Origin of the sequence: Bradyrhizobium huanghuaihaiense (assembly GCF_025200885.1) — a bacterium.
Classification (GTDB): domain Bacteria; phylum Pseudomonadota; class Alphaproteobacteria; order Rhizobiales; family Xanthobacteraceae; genus Bradyrhizobium; species Bradyrhizobium huanghuaihaiense.
Window position 1 is genome coordinate 4,633,004 of record NZ_CP104172.1, and the last position, 15,957, is coordinate 4,648,960.

Annotated in this window: 14 protein-coding genes; 6 read left to right on the forward strand and 8 right to left on the reverse strand. The window is 65.0% G+C overall.

Annotation, left to right across the window (positions count from 1 at the left end; genetic code table 11):
- Positions 1–2 precede the first annotated feature (2 nt).
- The 6 genes from N2603_RS22120 to N2603_RS22145 are packed head-to-tail and all read right to left on the reverse strand — an operon-like array spanning position 3 to position 6,017.
- Positions 3–1,454 carry an aldehyde dehydrogenase gene (locus tag N2603_RS22120; protein WP_260424014.1) on the reverse strand — a complete coding sequence of 484 codons (1,452 nt, stop codon included), beginning with the start codon at positions 1,452–1,454 and terminating at the stop codon, positions 3–5.
- Positions 1,455–1,473: 19 nt separating this feature from the next.
- Complete coding sequence (locus N2603_RS22125; RefSeq protein ID WP_260424015.1) at positions 1,474–2,205, reverse strand: ABC transporter ATP-binding protein; 732 nt, start codon at positions 2,203–2,205, stop codon at positions 1,474–1,476.
- On the reverse strand, positions 2,198–3,433 hold the full coding sequence (locus tag N2603_RS22130) for a branched-chain amino acid ABC transporter ATP-binding protein/permease (protein WP_260424016.1): 1,236 nt from the start codon (positions 3,431–3,433) through the stop codon (positions 2,198–2,200). The genes N2603_RS22125 and N2603_RS22130 overlap by 8 nt, the downstream gene beginning before the upstream one ends.
- On the reverse strand, positions 3,430–3,867 hold the full coding sequence (locus N2603_RS22135) for an ABC transporter permease subunit (protein ID WP_260424017.1): 438 nt from the start codon (positions 3,865–3,867) through the stop codon (positions 3,430–3,432). Before N2603_RS22135 ends, N2603_RS22130 begins: the two co-directional genes overlap by 4 nt.
- Positions 3,864–4,739 carry a branched-chain amino acid ABC transporter permease gene (locus tag N2603_RS22140; RefSeq protein ID WP_260424018.1) on the reverse strand — a complete coding sequence of 292 codons (876 nt, stop codon included), beginning with the start codon at positions 4,737–4,739 and terminating at the stop codon, positions 3,864–3,866. The genes N2603_RS22135 and N2603_RS22140 overlap by 4 nt, the downstream gene beginning before the upstream one ends.
- 57 nt (positions 4,740–4,796) lie before the next feature.
- Positions 4,797–6,017, reverse strand: a complete 1,221-nt coding sequence (locus N2603_RS22145; protein ID WP_260424019.1) for an amino acid ABC transporter substrate-binding protein — start codon at positions 6,015–6,017, stop codon at positions 4,797–4,799.
- 197 nt (positions 6,018–6,214) lie between these two features.
- Here N2603_RS22145 and N2603_RS22150 point away from each other — a divergent pair, with 197 nt between their 5' ends.
- Positions 6,215–7,162, forward strand: a complete 948-nt coding sequence (locus tag N2603_RS22150; RefSeq protein ID WP_260424020.1) for an AraC family transcriptional regulator — start codon at positions 6,215–6,217, stop codon at positions 7,160–7,162.
- Between the two features lie 29 nt (positions 7,163–7,191).
- Here the strand turns inward: N2603_RS22150 and N2603_RS22155 are convergent, their stop codons facing one another.
- The gene (locus tag N2603_RS22155; protein WP_260424021.1) at positions 7,192–8,169 is read right to left on the reverse strand and encodes a LysR family transcriptional regulator; all 978 of its coding nucleotides are present in this window, start codon (positions 8,167–8,169) and stop codon (positions 7,192–7,194) included.
- 222 nt (positions 8,170–8,391) lie between these two features.
- Here N2603_RS22155 and N2603_RS22160 point away from each other — a divergent pair, with 222 nt between their 5' ends.
- The 4 genes from N2603_RS22160 (at position 8,392) to N2603_RS44955 (ending at position 11,383) form a co-directional block, all read left to right on the forward strand.
- Complete coding sequence (locus N2603_RS22160; protein WP_260424022.1) at positions 8,392–9,600, forward strand: ABC transporter substrate-binding protein; 1,209 nt, start codon at positions 8,392–8,394, stop codon at positions 9,598–9,600.
- Positions 9,576–10,346, forward strand: a complete 771-nt coding sequence (locus N2603_RS22165) for a nitroreductase (RefSeq protein ID WP_260424023.1) — start codon at positions 9,576–9,578, stop codon at positions 10,344–10,346. The genes N2603_RS22160 and N2603_RS22165 overlap by 25 nt, the downstream gene beginning before the upstream one ends.
- Positions 10,325–10,864: a DUF4863 family protein gene (locus N2603_RS22170; protein WP_260424024.1), complete on the forward strand. Its 540-nt coding sequence runs from the start codon at positions 10,325–10,327 to the stop codon at positions 10,862–10,864. Before N2603_RS22165 ends, N2603_RS22170 begins: the two co-directional genes overlap by 22 nt.
- Positions 10,865–11,125: 261 nt before the next feature.
- Entirely contained in the window at positions 11,126–11,383 is a 258-nt protein-coding gene (locus N2603_RS44955; RefSeq protein ID WP_080648031.1) for a Lar family restriction alleviation protein, read from the forward strand.
- A 249-nt stretch (positions 11,384–11,632) separates the two neighbouring features.
- Here N2603_RS44955 and N2603_RS22175 read toward each other — a convergent pair whose 3' ends face one another.
- Positions 11,633–12,127: a phosphate-starvation-inducible PsiE family protein gene (locus N2603_RS22175; RefSeq protein WP_260424233.1), complete on the reverse strand. Its 495-nt coding sequence runs from the start codon at positions 12,125–12,127 to the stop codon at positions 11,633–11,635.
- Positions 12,128–12,809: 682 nt separating this feature from the next.
- On the opposite strand from N2603_RS22175, the gene N2603_RS22180 reads away from it, so the two are divergent.
- Positions 12,810–15,701, forward strand: a complete 2,892-nt coding sequence (locus N2603_RS22180) for an ATP-dependent Clp protease ATP-binding subunit (protein WP_260424025.1) — start codon at positions 12,810–12,812, stop codon at positions 15,699–15,701.
- The last annotated feature ends 256 nt before the right edge of the window (positions 15,702–15,957 follow it).

The following is a 15,957-nucleotide window of genomic DNA, read 5'->3' on the forward strand; positions in this document are numbered from 1 at the left end:
CTTCAGAACGGGTAATGGCGAGGCCCGGTCTGCACGGTGATCCAACGCAACTCGGTGAACTCGTCGATGGCAGCCTTGCCGCCGAAGCGCCCGTAGCCCGATGCCTTGGTGCCGCCGAACGGCATCTGCGGCTCGTCATGCACGGTCGGCGCATTGACGTGGCAGATCCCGGCTTCGATCCGCTTGGCGATGCCAATTGCGCGCGCGATGTCGCGGCCGAACACGGCGGAGGAGAGGCCGTATTCGGTGTCATTGGCAACCCGGACCGCTTCATCCACCCCGCTGACCCGCACAACGGTCACGACCGGACCAAAGCTTTCCTCGCCATAGATGCGCATCGCCGGGGTGACGTGATCGACGATGGTGGCCGGCATGATCGTGCCGCTGCCGTGTCCGCCTGCCGCAAGCACCGCACCCTTGGCGACGGCGTCGTCGATCAGGCCGCGTACGCGGTCGCAGGCGGCATCGCTGATGAGCGAGCCGAGCACGACATTGCCCTTGCGGGGATCGCCGTGGGGCAGGCTCTTCGCCTTGGCCGCGAACTTGGCGATAAAGGCGTCCGCCACCTTGTCGTCGACGACGATCCGTTCCGTCGACATGCAGATCTGGCCCTGGTTCATGAAGGCGCCGAAGGCCGCGGCATTCACGGCCGCATCGAGGTCGGCATCGTCGAGGATCACGAGCGGGGCCTTGCCGCCGAGCTCCAGCAGCGCGCGCTTGAGATGCTTGGCGCAAGCGAGCGCGATCAGACGGCCGACCCGGGTCGAGCCGGTGAAGTTGACGCGGCGGACGGCGGGATGGGCGATCAGCGCCTCGACCACGGCCTGCGCATCTTCCGGCGCATTGGTCACGACATTGACGACGCCGTCGCCAAGGCCGGCTTCGGTCAGGCAGCTTCCGATCAGCCGGTGCACGCCGGGACTCATCTCGGAGGCCTTCAGCACCACCGTGTTGCCGCAGGCAAGCGGCATCGCGACCGACCGCACGCCGAGGATGACCGGTGCATTCCACGGCGCAATCCCGAGCACGACGCCGACCGGCTGGCGGAAGGCCATTGCGAGATTGTCGGGCTTGTCGGACGGGATGACCTCGCCCGAAATTTGCGTTGTCATGGCGGCGGCCTCGCGCAGCATGCCTTCGGCGAGATGCACGTTGAAGCCGGCCCAGCCCGCGGTGGCGCCGGTCTCGGCCACCATCAGCGCGGTGAACTCCGCGGCCCGGCGCGCGAGGATGTCGGCGGCTGCGCTCAGCCGCTTGCGGCGCTCGGAGGGGCCGAGCTGCGACCAGGCCGGGAAGGCGGCGGCCGCAGCATCGGCGGCGCGCATCGCATCGTCGATCGAGGCCGCGGCCACTGTTGTCGCGACCTCGCCGGAGATCGGATTGCGGCGCTGGAAGGTGCGCTGATTGCTGGCCGACTGGTCCTTGCCGCCGATGAGAAGGTCGATTGCGTTCATGGCGCTCTCCATGGGGTGATCAATGTGGGGACGATGCGGCGCGCGCCTTGCCGAGATAGGCGCGTTGGATCTCGGGATCGTTTCTCATCGCAGCGGCTGGTCCGCTGCCGGCGTTGCGGCCGGACTCGATCAGGTAGACACGATCGGCGATGTCGAGGCTGGCGCGTGCATTCTGCTCGACCAGCAGCACACCCACGCCTCCGGCGCGGATCTGCGCCAGCGCGCGAAACACCTCGCGGCTGAGCAGGGGCGACAGGCCGAGCGAGGGCTCATCGAGCAGGAGCAGCAGCGGGTTCGACATCAGCGCCCGGCCGATCGCCACCATCTGCTGCTCGCCGCCGCTCATGGTGCGGACGGCCTGGGTCATGCGCTCGGCAAGGCGCGGGAACAGTTGCAGGATCCTTGCGAGCCGGTCCGCTTCGCCGGCGCGGGCGCGGGCGGGGTAGGCGCCGAGCTGCAAATTCTCGGCAACGGTCAGGTCGCCGAACACGCCGCGTCCCTCCGGCACCAGGGCGATGCCGCGCTCCACGATCAGATGGGCGGGCAGCTCGCCGATGCTCTGTCCCTCGAACGTGATCCTTGCGCCCGGAACGGGCCTGACCAGCCCGGCGATGCTCTTGAGCAGGGTGGACTTCCCGGCGCCGTTGGCGCCGAGGATCGCGACGATCTCGCCCTTGGTGATGCCGAGCCCGACGTCGGCCAGCGCCTGGTGCTTGCCATAGAAGTGGGAGAGGGCGGCGACCTCAAGCATCGTCACCTCCAAGATAGGCGGCGACGACCTTTGGATCGGCCAGGACATCGTCCGGCGTGCCGCGCGCGATCACGCTGCCGGCATTCATGACGATGCAATGGCCGCACAGCGCGCGGATCGCATCCATGACATGTTCGACCATGATGATGGTGAGACCGCGCTCGCGCAGTTTCGCAATCAGGGCGATGCCGGTCTCGAGCTCGCTCGGGTTGAGGCCCGCCAGCCATTCGTCGAGCAGCACGAGGCGCGGCTGCAGCGCCAGCGCACGGGCAAGCTCGAGCCGCTTCTGGTCGATATAGGTCAATTCGCCCGCGGGGGCTTCGTGCATGGTGCCGAGCCCGACCAGGTCCAGCAGCTCGCGTCCCGTCGCGTCCGAACCGCTTGACGTCGAGAACAGCCGCGCCGCAGCGACGTTCTCGGCGACGGTCAGGTCCGGCATCACCCGCACCAGCTGGAACGTACGCGCAAGGCCGAGCCGCGCGATCTGGTGCGCGCGCAGACCATTGAGGACGGTACCGCTGAACCGGATCGTGCCCGACGAGGGGCGCAAGGCGCCCGACAGCGTATTCAGCAGCGTGGTTTTGCCGGATCCGTTGGGGCCGATGATGCCGATGATCTCGCCCGGCGCGACCGTGAAGCTGACGTCCTCGACGGCGCGCAGCCCGCTGAACGATTTGCTGACGCCGTCGACCGCGAGCAGCGTTGCATCCGTCTTACGGACGGATACGGCGGCGGGATGACCTGCCGGAACGCGCCAGCGGCCCGCCCCGAACAGGCCGATCACGCCGTTCGGCAGCACCATGACGATGAGGATGAAGATGATGCCGAGCACGATGCTGAAATGATTGGGCAGCGTCGCGGTCAGCACCTCGAACAGCAGCACCAGCGGAACGACGCCGAGCACGGGGCCGAACAGCGAGCCGGCACCGCCGAGCAGGGCCATGATCACGACCTGGAACGAGATGGTCGGATTGAAGGCGATCGCGGGATCGATATAGGTCCAGCGCGGCGCCATCACCGCGCCGGTCATCGCCATGAACGTCGCGCTCAGGATGAAGACGCCGAGCTTGATCCGCGTCGCATCGATACCGGAATGGCTGGCCGCGGTCTCGTCGGCGCCGATGGCGCGCAAGGCCAGCCCGTAGCGCGAGCGCCCGAGCAGCCAGCCGACCAGGAAGACGATCGCGGTCAGGCCCAGCAGCTGCCAGTAGAGAATGTCCTGCGTCACCGCGCTGAAGAGTAGCGGCCGACCGATTTGTGGATGTTGACCTCGTACCAGATCACGAGCTGCCGGATCAGCTCGGCAAGCCCGAAGGAGAAGATCACGAAATAGATGCCTGACAGCCGCAGCGTCGAGAGTCCGGTGATGGCGGCGGTGAGGGCGCCTACGCCGGCCGCGGCCAGCAGCACGACCGGCCAGGGCATGGTCTCACCCAGCACCGCAGCGGTGTAGGCGCCGAGGCCGAAGAAGGCGACCGTTGCCAGCGAGATGTAGCGGGTGGGACCCGAGAACATCGCCCAGGCGGTTGCGAGGATCGTGAAATAGAGGACGCTGATGCCGAGCGCGAGATAGTAGCCGTTGGCATAGAGCGGATAGGTGACAACGGCCGCAGCCAGGGCAAGCGCGGCACACCATAACAATGCACGCAGAGGCCCGGTCACGACGCGGCTCTCCCGAACAGGCCGGTGGGTTTGATAAGGAGCACGCCGAGAAACAGCGCGTAGGTCGCGGCCAGCGTCAGCCCGGGATCGACCAGCCGTGCCACCGCGGTCTCGACCACGCCGAGCAGCAGCCCCGCAACCAGCGCGCCCAGGACGTTGCCGACGCCGCCCATGATGACGACGACCAGCGCCTCCATGGTGAAGACAACGCCCATCGCGGCGTTGAAGGTCAGGAACATGCTGACCAGCACGCCGCCGACGGCGACGAGGCCGCCACCGAAGGCAAACGCAAATCCTGACAGCGCGGCCACGTCGATCCCGACAAGGCGCGCGGCGTTCGGGTCAACGGCGATGGCGCGCACGGCGGTGCCGATCCGCGTACGGGTGAGAGCGAGATAGACGGCGCCGCCAACCACGGCGGCGAACAGCAGCGCGACCAGGCGATTGACCGCAAGCGTCGAGCCCATGATCGTCAGCGGAATGGAGAGATAGCTGTAGCTGTAATACTGCCCGCCGAAGGCGACCAGCATGGCGCCCTGGATCACGAACAGCACGCCGAAGGTCACGAGGATGCTGTCGATCTCCTGCGCGCCGCGGTCCTTGCCCCGCCGCATCAGCCGTTCCAGCAGGAAGCGATAGAGCAGCCAGTTCAGCAGCATCGCGACCGGGACCGCCAGCAGCAGCGCGGCCAGCGGGCTCAGGCCAAGGCCGCTGTAGAGCGAGAACGCGCCGAAGGCCGCCGCGACCAGCGACTCCCCGTAGGACAGGTTCATGATCCGCGCCACGCCGTATTGCAGCGTCAGCCCGAGCGCGATCAGCGCGTACATGCCGCCGAGCACGAGGCCCGGCAGGATGATGTCGACGAGCAGCATGAAACCGAGCCCTTTAAGCGGACGGCAGGCCTCGCAGCGCAAGGCCTGCCAACGGCCTTACTGCCACTGTGCCTTGGGCACGACCGGCGCACGCGCGCCCGGCAGCGAGGCCGGCGCGAGCGCGTAGAACTCGCCATTCTGCCACTGGCCGACGCTCCAGACGTCCTGGAGCAGTCCGTCCTTCAGCTTGACCTTGCCGATGATGGTGTCGAACGTGCCCGAGCGGATTTCCGCTGCGACCGCGGCGCGATCGAGCTTGCCGACCTTTTCGATCGCCTGCTGCAGCACCTGGAGGCTTGCATAGGTGATCGAGCTCGCCCAGCGATCGGGCTCCTTGCCGGTCGCGGCCTTGTGGCGCGCGAGATAATCCTTCAGCTGCGGCGAGTCCGCGTTCCAGCCGCCGATCCCCATCACGCCCTCGCTGTTGGCCGCGAACTTGCCCTTGTAGAGCGGGAAGGCGGTACCGACACCGACGTAGAAGACCTTTGGATTGAATTTCAGGAGCTGCGCCTGCTCGGTCAGCGCGATCGTATCCGGCGGATAGCTGAAGGCGACGAACGCATCCGGATTCGACGCGATCGCGTCCTTCAGCAGCGGCTGAAGATCCTGCGCGCCCATCGGATAGGTCTTGTCATAGGTCAGCGTAAATCCGTGCTTCTTGAAAGCCTCGCGGCCCGCTGCGGAGAGCTCGATGCCGAACTGATCGGCGATGCTGACCATCGCGATGTTCGCCCCGATCTTGCCCTCGCTCTTCAGCTTGCCGAGCAGGTCCGCCAGGCCCTCGGAGATCTGCGCCGACGTCCCAAGCCAGAATGTCGCGTTCGACCAGCGCTTGGCAAGCTCCGGCGCCTTGTCGGTCACCGACGTCACCGCAAGGTGAGGGTAGCCGAGCCGGTTCAGCGTCGGGCCAACTGCAAGGTTGAGGCCCGTGCTCCAGGGCGGAAGGATGAAATCAACCTTGTCCTGGTTGGCGAGACGCTCGATCGCCTTGACGGATTCCTCCGAGCTGCTGCGGTCGTCATATTCGACCACTTCGATCGGCAGCTTCTTGTCGCTGAGCTTGATGCCGCCGGCGGCATTCACGTCCTTCACCCACAGCTCGTAATTGGGCAGGGTGGTGATACCGGCGCCGCCGGCATAGGGGCCGGTCTTGGAGATGGCATAGCCGATCCGGATCTTCTCCTGCGCATCGGCCGCGGACGCAAAGCTCCCCAGCGCCGTGGCGACAGCCACAAGGCCCGTGACGCGCAGCAACGTTCGACGGTTCGCCGAAAACATGTCGATCCTCCCTCGTGTTTCACTCCAGCGGTGTCCGCTAGCGATGTGAGTGGGCCGTTCCTCTGGTCCCGGTTTCTTTTCGGCGCGGGTTATGAAGCCGGCCGCGACCAGGACTTGACCTAGCAAGCACCGAGGGGTTTGTTCGCACAATGGACAGATCCGGCGAAAGATTGGACGGTTCTGGTCGCGATGGCCAGGTGCGTCGAGGCGTCGCGGGCGCCGGTCCAGCGGCCGCGAGCGGCGCTGCGCCCGTCGGCGCCGAGCTGATCGCCTCGCACTACGTTGCGCGGCGCTGGATGCTGACATCGAAAGCGGCGCGGCCGTTCATCCATCTGCTCTGCCTGCACGTTGGAGCCGCCGCCGAGGTCGGCCGGCCCGGCAAGACGACGGCGTTTACCGGCCCGGCCATTGTCTGGCTGCCGGCGGGGTCGGCCGAATGGCTCGAGGGGTCGGCCGAATGGCTCGAGGTGCCGGCCGGGGCCACCGCCGAGCTGCTGCAACTGCGCGCGGGCGTGTGGCATCGCTACCTGCCGCCATCGGCCGAACCAGCCTATCTCGCGCTCGAAGCCGCCGCCGGCATCATGGCCCGGCCGGTCGAGCCCGACCTCGTCACCACGATGTCACGCTCGATCGCGGCGATCGCTGCCGAGATCGCTTCGCCTGCCCGCAGCGGCGCGGCATCGATCATGTCGGCCGAACTGACGCTGTGCGTTCTGCGCTTCTGGCGCCTGTTCGCCAGCGCGACCGACGATCGGGACGAGGAGGGGAGCAGTGCCGAAATCCTAACACGCTTCCGCCGACTGCTCGAGGAGCGCTATCAGCAGCACCTGCGCGTGAGCGATTACGCCAACCTGCTCGGCATGACGCCGGACCGCCTGCACGCTTTGTGCAGCCGCGAGCTGAAGCGATCACCGAGCGAACTGATCCAGCAGCGCCTCGTCAAGGAAGCCGCGACACGGCTCGAGGCCGGCACCGTAGCCGTCAAGCAGATCGCCTTTGCGCTGGGCTTCAAGGACACCGCCTACTTCAGCCGCTTCTTCCGCAAGCACACCGGCGAGGCACCGGGTGTCTGGCGCCGGCGCGTTGCGGCGCGCGTGCGAGCCGGCCGATCGCGGCCGACGCTCAACTTTGCCGACTGGCCGTAAGCGCCAACTGGACAGGTGAGCGTCTCCAGCTAGCGTCGGTGCCGGAGGTCCTCAGTCGTGCGCCTGAGGACGTCGTGAAGCCAGTCATGTGCCGGCTCGCCCTCGATACGTTCGTGCCACAATAGCCGGACTTCGACCGGAGTTGTGGCGTAGGGCAGCTCGTACGCGGTGACGGCATGGGCGCGTTCGAATGCCCGCGCCAATGGACGCGGAACGATGGCCGCCAACTCGGAGTCCGCGAGCAGGGCGGGCAGGGCAAGAAAATGCGGCAGCGAAACAGCTATTCGCGGCGGCCGGTCGCTTTCGGACAGTGCCCGTTCGAGCGCTGCGCGGTCATACATTTCCGATCGCCTGGCGAGGCCGCGCTCGGAGATGAAGCCCCCGATCGCTCCCTCCTGCTCGCCGCCGAAGGAGACGACGACCAGCGGCATGCGCGCCAGCGTCGCGTTGGTGATCCGGCCGAGCTTGCGCTTGCCGCCCACGATCAGCACGTCGTCATATTCGAACAACAGCGAGGTGCGGAAGCGGCTCGGCGGATCCGAGAAGACGCCGATCGCAACGTCGATGCGGCCGAGGTCGATCTGCTCCGCGAGGTCGATCCGCGTCACCGGCTTGATGATCAGGTCGATCGCCGGCGCTTCAGCCTTCAGTATCTTCAGGAGCGGTGAGGCCAGCACCATCGTGGTGAAGTCGTTGGCGGCGAGGGTGAACTGCCTGGTGGAAGCCGCCGGAACGAAGCGCGGCTGCTCGACCGCCGCTTCGAGCGATCGCAGCGCTTCGCGAACCTGCGGAGCCATCGTCAGCGCGCGCGCGGTCGGTTGCATGCCGGTCGCCGTGCGCACGAACAAATCGTCTTCGAGCATCTCGCGCAGCCGGGCGAGCGAATGGCTCACGGCGGATTGACTGAGGGCAACCCTCTGGCTCGCCCGCAGCACGCTCCGCTCCTCCATCACGGCGTCGAAGACCTTGAGCAGGTTCAGGTCCAGCGTCTTGAAGGAAACAGCCACGTGCGCGTCTCGAGGCGGATCGCGCGCCCGTTGCTTCATTGCGATCGCTTGCAGTTAAGGCCAACCACGCAGCCGACGCAACCGAGCAGGGCCCCGGAGCGCGATGCCTGGCCGCTCGCCCCACCAAACTGAAGGCGGTTCAGGATCACTCTGCAAGAGTTTCACTTCCGCAATCGAGCGATCCCGTCATGATCCCGGCGCCGGATTTGGAGGAGACGCGCAATGAAATCCTGCGGGATGTCGATCGGAGCTTTTGGACTAGCACTGACGCTTCTCACGGCGCAGGCGATTGCACAGGATGGTCCTGTGAAGCTCGGCGTCCTCACCGACATGTCCTCGCTCTACGCCGACAATGGCGGCCAGGGCTCGGTGGTCGCGGCGCAAATGGCGGTCGACGACTTCGGCGGCCAGGTGCTCGGGCGCAGCATCCAGATCGTCGCGGGAGACCATCAGAACAAGGCCGATGTGGGATCGACCATCGCCCGGCGCTGGCTCGAAAATGAAAACGTCGAGGTCATTCTCGACGTGCCGAATTCTGCGGTAGCGCTGGCGGTGCAGGGCATCACGCGCGACAAGAAGAAGCTGTTCCTCGCCACGGGCGCCGCGACGTCCCGCCTCACCGGCGACGAATGCTCGCCGGCCGGAATTCACTGGACCTACGACACCTACGCGCTGTCGCAGGGAACGACGCGGGCGATGTCGCGTCTCGGCGCAAGCTCCTGGTTCTTCGTTTCGGTCGACTACTCTCTTGGAGCCCAACTCGAGGCCGACAGCCGCCAGGTCATCGACGCCATGGGCGGCAAGATCCGCGGCGCCGTGAAGCATCCGATCAACACGCCGGATTTCTCGTCCTTCCTGCTCCAGGCGCAGTCGTCGAAGGCGGATGTGATCGCGCTCGCCGATTCCGGCGGCGACTTCATCAACGCCGTCAAGCAGGCCGGCGAATTCGGCATCACCCAGCGGCAGAAGCTGGTCGGGCTGCTCGTCTTCATCGCCGACATTCACAGCCTCGGACTGCAGAGCGCCCAGGGCCTGATGCTGAGCTCGGCCTTCTACTGGGACCTGAACGATGACACGCGTGCCTGGTCGAAGCGCTTCATCGCGAAGACCCACAAGGTCCCGACCATGATCCACGCCGGCACCTATGGTGCCGTGATGCACTACCTCAAAGCGGTTCAGGCGGCGGGTACGCTGGATGGGCCGACCGTCGCCGCCAGGATGCGCGAGGCGCCCGTGAACGATTTCATGACGAAGAATGGCCGGATCCGCGAGGACGGCCGGCTGGTCCGCGACATGTATCTGTTCCGCGTCAAGTCGCCCGAGCAGTCGAAATACAAGTTCGACTATTACGAGCTGCTGGCAACGATTCCGGGTGACGAGGCTTTCCGGCCGATGGAGCAGGGTGGATGTCCGCTCCTGAAGAAGCCATGACCGGCGCGGCCGCGGCTGCGCGAAGCCCGATCGACGAGATCATCGCAGGCCGCGTTGCGTGCCGCGATTTCTCAGACGCGCCAGTCGGGCGAGGGACCATCGAGCAGATCCTGCGCGTGGCGCGGTTTGCGCCAAGCGGCGCCAATATCCAGCCCTGGCATGTCTATGTGCTGGCGGGCACCGCCAGGGACAAGGTGTCCGTGGCTCTCCGCGAGGCGCACGAAACCGCCCGCGACGCGCACGTATCGGAATACAGCTATTACGCCAGCGACCTGCCCGAACCCTACCTGCGGCGACGCCAGGAGTTTGGCCGGCTGTTCTACGGCTCGCTCGGCATCGCCCAGACCGATCTCCAAGCCAGGAGCGGCCAGACCGCCAAGAACTACGCGTTCTTCGGCGCGCCCGTCGGGCTCATCGTCACCATCGACCGGCGCCTGCAGGTCGGAAGCTGGCTCGACCTCGGCATGTTCGTCCAGAACGTGCTGCTGGCCGCGGCAGGCCATGGGCTTCAGTCCTGTCCGCAGGAGACGTTCTCGAAATACCACCGGATCCTGCGCCCGCTGCTGTCGATCCCGGCGGAGCAGATGGTGGTGTGCGGCATCTCGATCGGCCGCGCCAGGGACGCTGACAAGGGCAGGCTGATGCCACGCGCCGACATCGCAGAGTTCGCCGCTTTCGCTGGCTTCGAAGAACAAAGTGCAACCCAAATGGAAAGGACAAGGCCATGGGAAGCCGAGACGAGCTGATTCAGTGCAGCATTCCGTTTCTGCGCGAGGTCAAGGACATGACACCCGGCGCGGAGATGGAGCGCTGGCTCAATCAAAAATACGGCGAGGGCAGCCAGCTCTACCAGGACCTGGCGCGCCTGATCAGGCTCGGGGTCCAGGAAGGCTGGGCAGCCAACCAGGAGGTCGAAGGTCCGAACTACCGGCGCAGCCGCATCCTGGAGCCGGTGCCCGAGACGTTCCAGTTCAGCATCACGGCGGTCTACATGAACAGCGCCGATCCGCGCCGCTTCAAGGACGAGGACGACCACGACGTGCTGCGCGGGCAATATCATGGCCACCCATACGGGGAACTGAACCTGGTCGCGCCGCTGGACAAAGGCGCCGAGCTGAAGGGGCTGCAGGGGTGGCAGGGGCCCGGCTGGACCGCGCCCGATCCCGGAAGCCGTCACTATCCCGAGGTCCGCGGCGGCGCCGTCATCGCACTGTTCTATCTGCCCGCCGGACGCATCTCCTACGACTTCGCGGCGCCGTCCTGATCGCCGGCCGGACGATCTCGGGCGACGCCTCGCGAACTTCACCCGTGTTGAAGAACGCACCATTGGGTCCGCAGAGCGGCCATCCGACGCGACGATCCCGGGCTGCAACGGCGGCGCGCCATGATTGAACGGGATAGACTCTGAGTAATTCACGACGTGCACCTCGAGGCTCGAACTCGCCCTCGCCATCGAGCCGTCCAGCGTGTATTGGCAAGGGCGCCGTGCCTCCCTGCGCCTTGCGATGAGAACACGAGAAATTGCATGCCTAGGAAACTCACTCATAGCGCTGCTATCGATCCACTGCACGGATTCCCTGTTTCTGTGCAACCGCTGCAGCCCTGTCCTTTCTGCGGCGGCTCGGAAGTTTGGATCAACAGCGACATCGTGCCGAAATTCGTGGCATGCCGGAAATGTTGGGCGTTCGGCCCCAGTGCGCCGACCGTTACACAGGCGGCCGAGCGCTGGAACAAACGCGCCACGCCCCCTGGAACGAACACGGCTGCAGCGACCTCTGGCTAATCTAGCTCTCAATCAATAGCTGGACGATCTGGTTTTTCGCTTTGCATTGCGAATGCCCAGCGGTAGGTAGCTCCTTTTGCTGGAACCGTCTGTCGAGCGACGTCTCCGGCCGGGGGCCGCGGCAACCTTTGGGCCAACAACAGAAGTGCAGGTCGGTTTGCTGGCAACCTGTTTCCTCGCACAAGGCCAGGAACTTCGAATTTGAAATCGTTTTGTCAGCTTTTGTAGCGACCGCCTTGCAATGCAATCTCATGCGTCTCGCGCCGCGATGATTTCGCGCGGCTGCCCTTGGTCGCGCACCAACCAATAGACGGCGCCCAGCGCAAGGATGGCTGCGGCGAGCGCCAGCAGATGGAAGGCATCCGTGCTTGAAAGATCGAGAATGATCAATTTGCGTACCACCGCCAGCAACGCAATCAGGATGACAGAGCGTACTTGCACAACACTGTCGCGCCGCTCCGCGACCACCAACAGGGAGCGCTTGAATTCAAGTGCAATGATGACGGTAAAGATCATACCGAACACCGTCTGGAACACACCATAATCGGTCGGATCGAAATTGGTTGCCCAGATGCTGAGCAGGATTTTCAGCGTCAGATTCCACAGCGCGAGGACAATGATGATGGCGATCAGCATGGTCAGCATCAGGATGCAGACTTGCTCGAATTTCTGGTAGAGCGTCAGCGGCTCGAACGACAGACGCAGATCAGAGAATTCCTTTTCCAAGGACATCGTCGGCTCCATCAGCCAGCGGGCTTTAGGCATAGGATGATTTTCACAGATAATGCCGTACGGTCGTGACGCCCGCTATGGGTCAAGCTGAAAGAACTCAGTGCGAGCATATATTTTCCGCTTTGCCCTCGTTGCAGCGGAGCACTCACGATGTCGGCTCTGGGCTAAGGCTGACGCAAGTATGGATCAAGCATGGATAAAGCGCTCCCCCGTCCTCGGGTGGCCTTCGGTTCCAAAAGTCGAAAAGCTCAATGAAGAGCCGAAGAACGTTGGATCCCAGTCGCGCTCCCTCCGCCAGCTAGAGGACGTGTACTCATAAATCCAGCCCAATGTCCGCTTCAGTCCGAATGCGACTGAATTGCCGCGTAGCAGCGAAATGACGGAGTGCCATCGGCGAACCTCAGCAAAAGAGCATAATCTCCTGCAGTGCGGAGACGGGGGAGGGATAGGGGGGCATGCCGCAGCCGGCACATTTCGACTGTTTTCTGCCTTCGCGCGATTGCGCCAAATTGTTTCCGAACTCTTTCACTCTGGCCGCGTTCTCCGCCTGAAGCCTCCATGCCGGCCCTTGCGATCCATCAATGACCCCGCGGGCCGCGGCGACTTTTGATCGCGAAGCTTGTGCGCGCAGGCGTCGCACGCGCGGAACTGCACACAACAACTACGGAAATCGTTCAGTCAGGGAGAGGCGGTCATGGCCAAGCGATGCGATATTTGTGGGATTCGGCCCGCCACCGTCCGCGCGCAGGTGACCACCAGCGACGGCGACACACAGGTTCTCGACCTCTGTGAAGTCGATTACCGGCGTTTGGCGCGCCAACAAAGGCAAAGCTCTCCACTCGAATCCCTGTTCGGCGGGCGCGGTGGCCTGTTTGAGGATTTCTTCGGCGACGATTTTTTCGGCAGCCGATCATCCCGCGGCCCTGATGCGGAAACCGCGGGCGCCGATCGGGACGCGGACGCCGCCACCATACCGATCCGCTCCTCGCAATCGTCCCGTCCATCCCACAGCCGGCGAGGCGGCAGTGCCGAAGAGCGCCTGAGCGAGCACGCCCAGGAACTTTTGCAAACGGCGGCGCGAAAGACGGTCGAGTTCAGCCGCGGCGAGGTCGATACCGAGCACCTCCTGCTCGCTCTGCTCGACAGCGAAGTGGTGCGCACGATTCTTGGACAGTTCAAGGTCTCGGTCGACGATCTGCGCCGGCAGATCGAGCAGGAAGCTCCGCGCGGCAAGACCAAGATGGAGGAGGGCGGCGAGATCGGCGTGACCCCGCGGGTCAAGAGCGCGCTGGGGCATGCCTTCGCGGTCTCGCGCGAGCTTGGTCATTCCTATGTCGGGCCCGAGCATTTCCTGATCGGGCTCGCCGAGGAGGAGGGCGTTGCGGGTGATGTGTTGCGACGGTACGGCCTGACGCCGCAGGCGATCCGCCAGCAGGCGGTCAAAGTCGTCGGCCGCGGCGCCGAGGAAGGACAAGTCGGTGCGCCCACCAACACGCCGACGCTCGACAAATATTCCCGCGATCTGACCAAGCTCGCGCGCGAGAGCAAGCTCGATCCGGTGATCGGCCGCGCCAGCCAGATCGAGACCACCGTCGAGGTGCTGGCCCGCCGCAAGAAGAACAATCCGGTGCTGATCGGCGAGCCCGGCGTCGGCAAGACGGCGATCGTCGAGGGATTGGCTCAGCGCATCGTCGCCGGCGAAGTCCCGGAAGCATTGCGCGGCAAGCGGCTGGTCGAGCTTGCGATCAACTCACTTGTTGCCGGCTCGAAATATCGCGGCGAGTTCGAGGAGCGGGTGCAGCAGATTCTCAAGGAAGTGACCGACCGTCAGGACGAGCTGATCCTTTTCATCGACGAGATTCACACCATCGTCGGCGCCGGATCGACCGGCGGTGAGGGCGGCCTCGACGTTGCCAACGTGCTTAAGCCAGCACTTGCCCGCGGCGAGCTCCACCTGATCGGCGCGACGACGCTCAACGAATACCAGAAGCACATCGAGAAGGATGCCGCCCTGGAGCGGCGGTTCCAGCCGGTCTTCATCCCCGAGCCCAGCGTGGCGCAGACGATCATGATCCTGCGCGGCCTGCGCGACACGCTCGAGGCGCATCATAAGGTCGCCATCACCGACGAAGCGATGATCGCGGCCGCCGAGCTCTCCGACCGCTACGTCACCGGCCGTTATCTGCCCGACAAGGCCATCGACCTGGTCGACCAGGCGGCGGCGCGCGTGAAGATGTCGGCGACGGCGCGGCCGGTGGAGGTGCAGGACCTGGAGTCCGAAGTCCGGCAGCTCAAGCGCGAGCAGGATTACTCAACCTCGCGCAAGCAGTTCGACCGCGCATCCGATCTGCAATCCCAGCACGAGGCGAAGGAAAAGGAATTGCAGCAGTCGACGGAGCGCTGGAAGCGGAGCCTGGGCTCGGCGTCGGCCGAGGTGCGCACCGAGCACATCGCCCAGGTCGTTTCCAAGCTCACCGGCATTCCGGTTACCGAGCTCACGACCGAAGAGCGCGAGCGGCTGATCAAGCTCGAAGAGAAGCTGCATCATCGCGTCATCGGCCAGGACGAAGCCGTCAAGGCGGTGAGCGACGCGGTGCGGCTGGCGCGGGCGGGCTTGCGCGAAGGCCGGCGGCCGGTCGCCAATTTCCTGTTCTTGGGACCGACCGGGGTGGGCAAGACCGAGCTGGCCAAAGCGTTGGCCGAGGCGGTCTATGGCGACGAGGACGCCATGATCCGCATCGACATGTCGGAATACCGGGAACGCCATACGGTCGCCCGGCTGATCGGCGCGCCGCCCGGCTATGTCGGCTATGAAGAAGGCGGGCAGCTGACCGAGCGCGTTCGGCGCCGGCCATATTCCGTCATTCTGCTCGACGAGATCGAGAAGGCGCATACCGACGTCTACAATGTCCTGCTGCAGGTGTTCGACGACGGGCGCTTGACCGACGGCAAGGGCCGCGTGGTGGATTTCACCAACACGATCATCATAGCGACCAGCAATCTCGGCGCCGACGTGATCGCCCGGCAGCTGCGCCTGGATGCAAGCGACAAGGAGGCACAGGAACGGCTCCGCCGCGACCTTATGGAGATCCTGCGAGGCCACTTCCGGCCGGAGTTCCTCAATCGCATCGACGAGATCATCGTCTTCCACTCGCTCACGCGCGAGCAGCTCCGCGACATCGTCAATCTGCAGCTCGAGCGGGTGAAGCGGACGGCGCATGGCCAGGGCGTCGACCTGGAATTCGACCCGACGCTCGTCGACCATCTGGCCGTGGTCGGTTACCAGCCCGAATTCGGCGCGCGTGAGCTGCGCCGTCTCATTCGCTCCGAAATCGAGACCGAGCTTGCCCGCGCCATGCTGGCCGGCGAAGTTCAGGACGGCGACCGCGTCACGGTGCGCCGGGACGGCAACGAGCAGAAGGTCACTTTCGAGCGTCGACCCAAGCCGCAGCGTGTCGTGCCGCCGGCGCCGAGCACCTCCGTGGCGCGCGAGCAAGCGGAGCCGCTTGCGGCGCAAGGAGCGTCGTCGACCGGCAAGCCCTCCCAACGTCAGGTAGGCTCGCACCGGCCGAGAAAGGCATCATAGACCGTCGGTCAACGTGAGAGGTGACAGGCCGCACCAAGCCCGCTGCACCATATCCTTAATTCGCATAAGGTATATTATGGAATATCTTTATATACAATTGGATCAGATATTTAGGCAGAATTCCTGACATCGCACCTTCGTTCCGGCGCCGTTTCCGGTCCGGCGCTCGACCATTGTCCCAGCCCTTGACGGCTACTGTGCATGGGGTTGTTTTCGTACTTTTTTGTCACGCCTGATGTGGCGAAAGCCGATATTG

Excerpts from the sequence above, each read along its gene's own strand:
- N2603_RS22180 (WP_260424025.1), top strand. The coding sequence starts at position 12,810 with ATGGCCAAGCGATGCGATATTTGTGGGATTCGGCCCGCCACCGTCCGC.
- N2603_RS22170 (WP_260424024.1), top strand. The coding sequence starts at position 10,325 with ATGGGAAGCCGAGACGAGCTGATTCAGTGCAGCATTCCGTTTCTGCGC.
- N2603_RS22165 (WP_260424023.1), top strand. The coding sequence starts at position 9,576 with ATGTCCGCTCCTGAAGAAGCCATGACCGGCGCGGCCGCGGCTGCGCGA.
- N2603_RS22145 (WP_260424019.1), bottom strand. The coding sequence starts at position 6,017 with ATGTTTTCGGCGAACCGTCGAACGTTGCTGCGCGTCACGGGCCTTGTG.
- N2603_RS44955 (WP_080648031.1), top strand. The coding sequence starts at position 11,126 with ATGCCTAGGAAACTCACTCATAGCGCTGCTATCGATCCACTGCACGGA.
- N2603_RS22120 (WP_260424014.1), bottom strand. The coding sequence starts at position 1,454 with ATGAACGCAATCGACCTTCTCATCGGCGGCAAGGACCAGTCGGCCAGC.
- N2603_RS22160 (WP_260424022.1), top strand. The coding sequence starts at position 8,392 with ATGAAATCCTGCGGGATGTCGATCGGAGCTTTTGGACTAGCACTGACG.
- N2603_RS22175 (WP_260424233.1), bottom strand. The coding sequence starts at position 12,127 with ATGGAGCCGACGATGTCCTTGGAAAAGGAATTCTCTGATCTGCGTCTG.
- N2603_RS22140 (WP_260424018.1), bottom strand. The coding sequence starts at position 4,739 with ATGCTGCTCGTCGACATCATCCTGCCGGGCCTCGTGCTCGGCGGCATG.
- N2603_RS22125 (WP_260424015.1), bottom strand. The coding sequence starts at position 2,205 with ATGCTTGAGGTCGCCGCCCTCTCCCACTTCTATGGCAAGCACCAGGCG.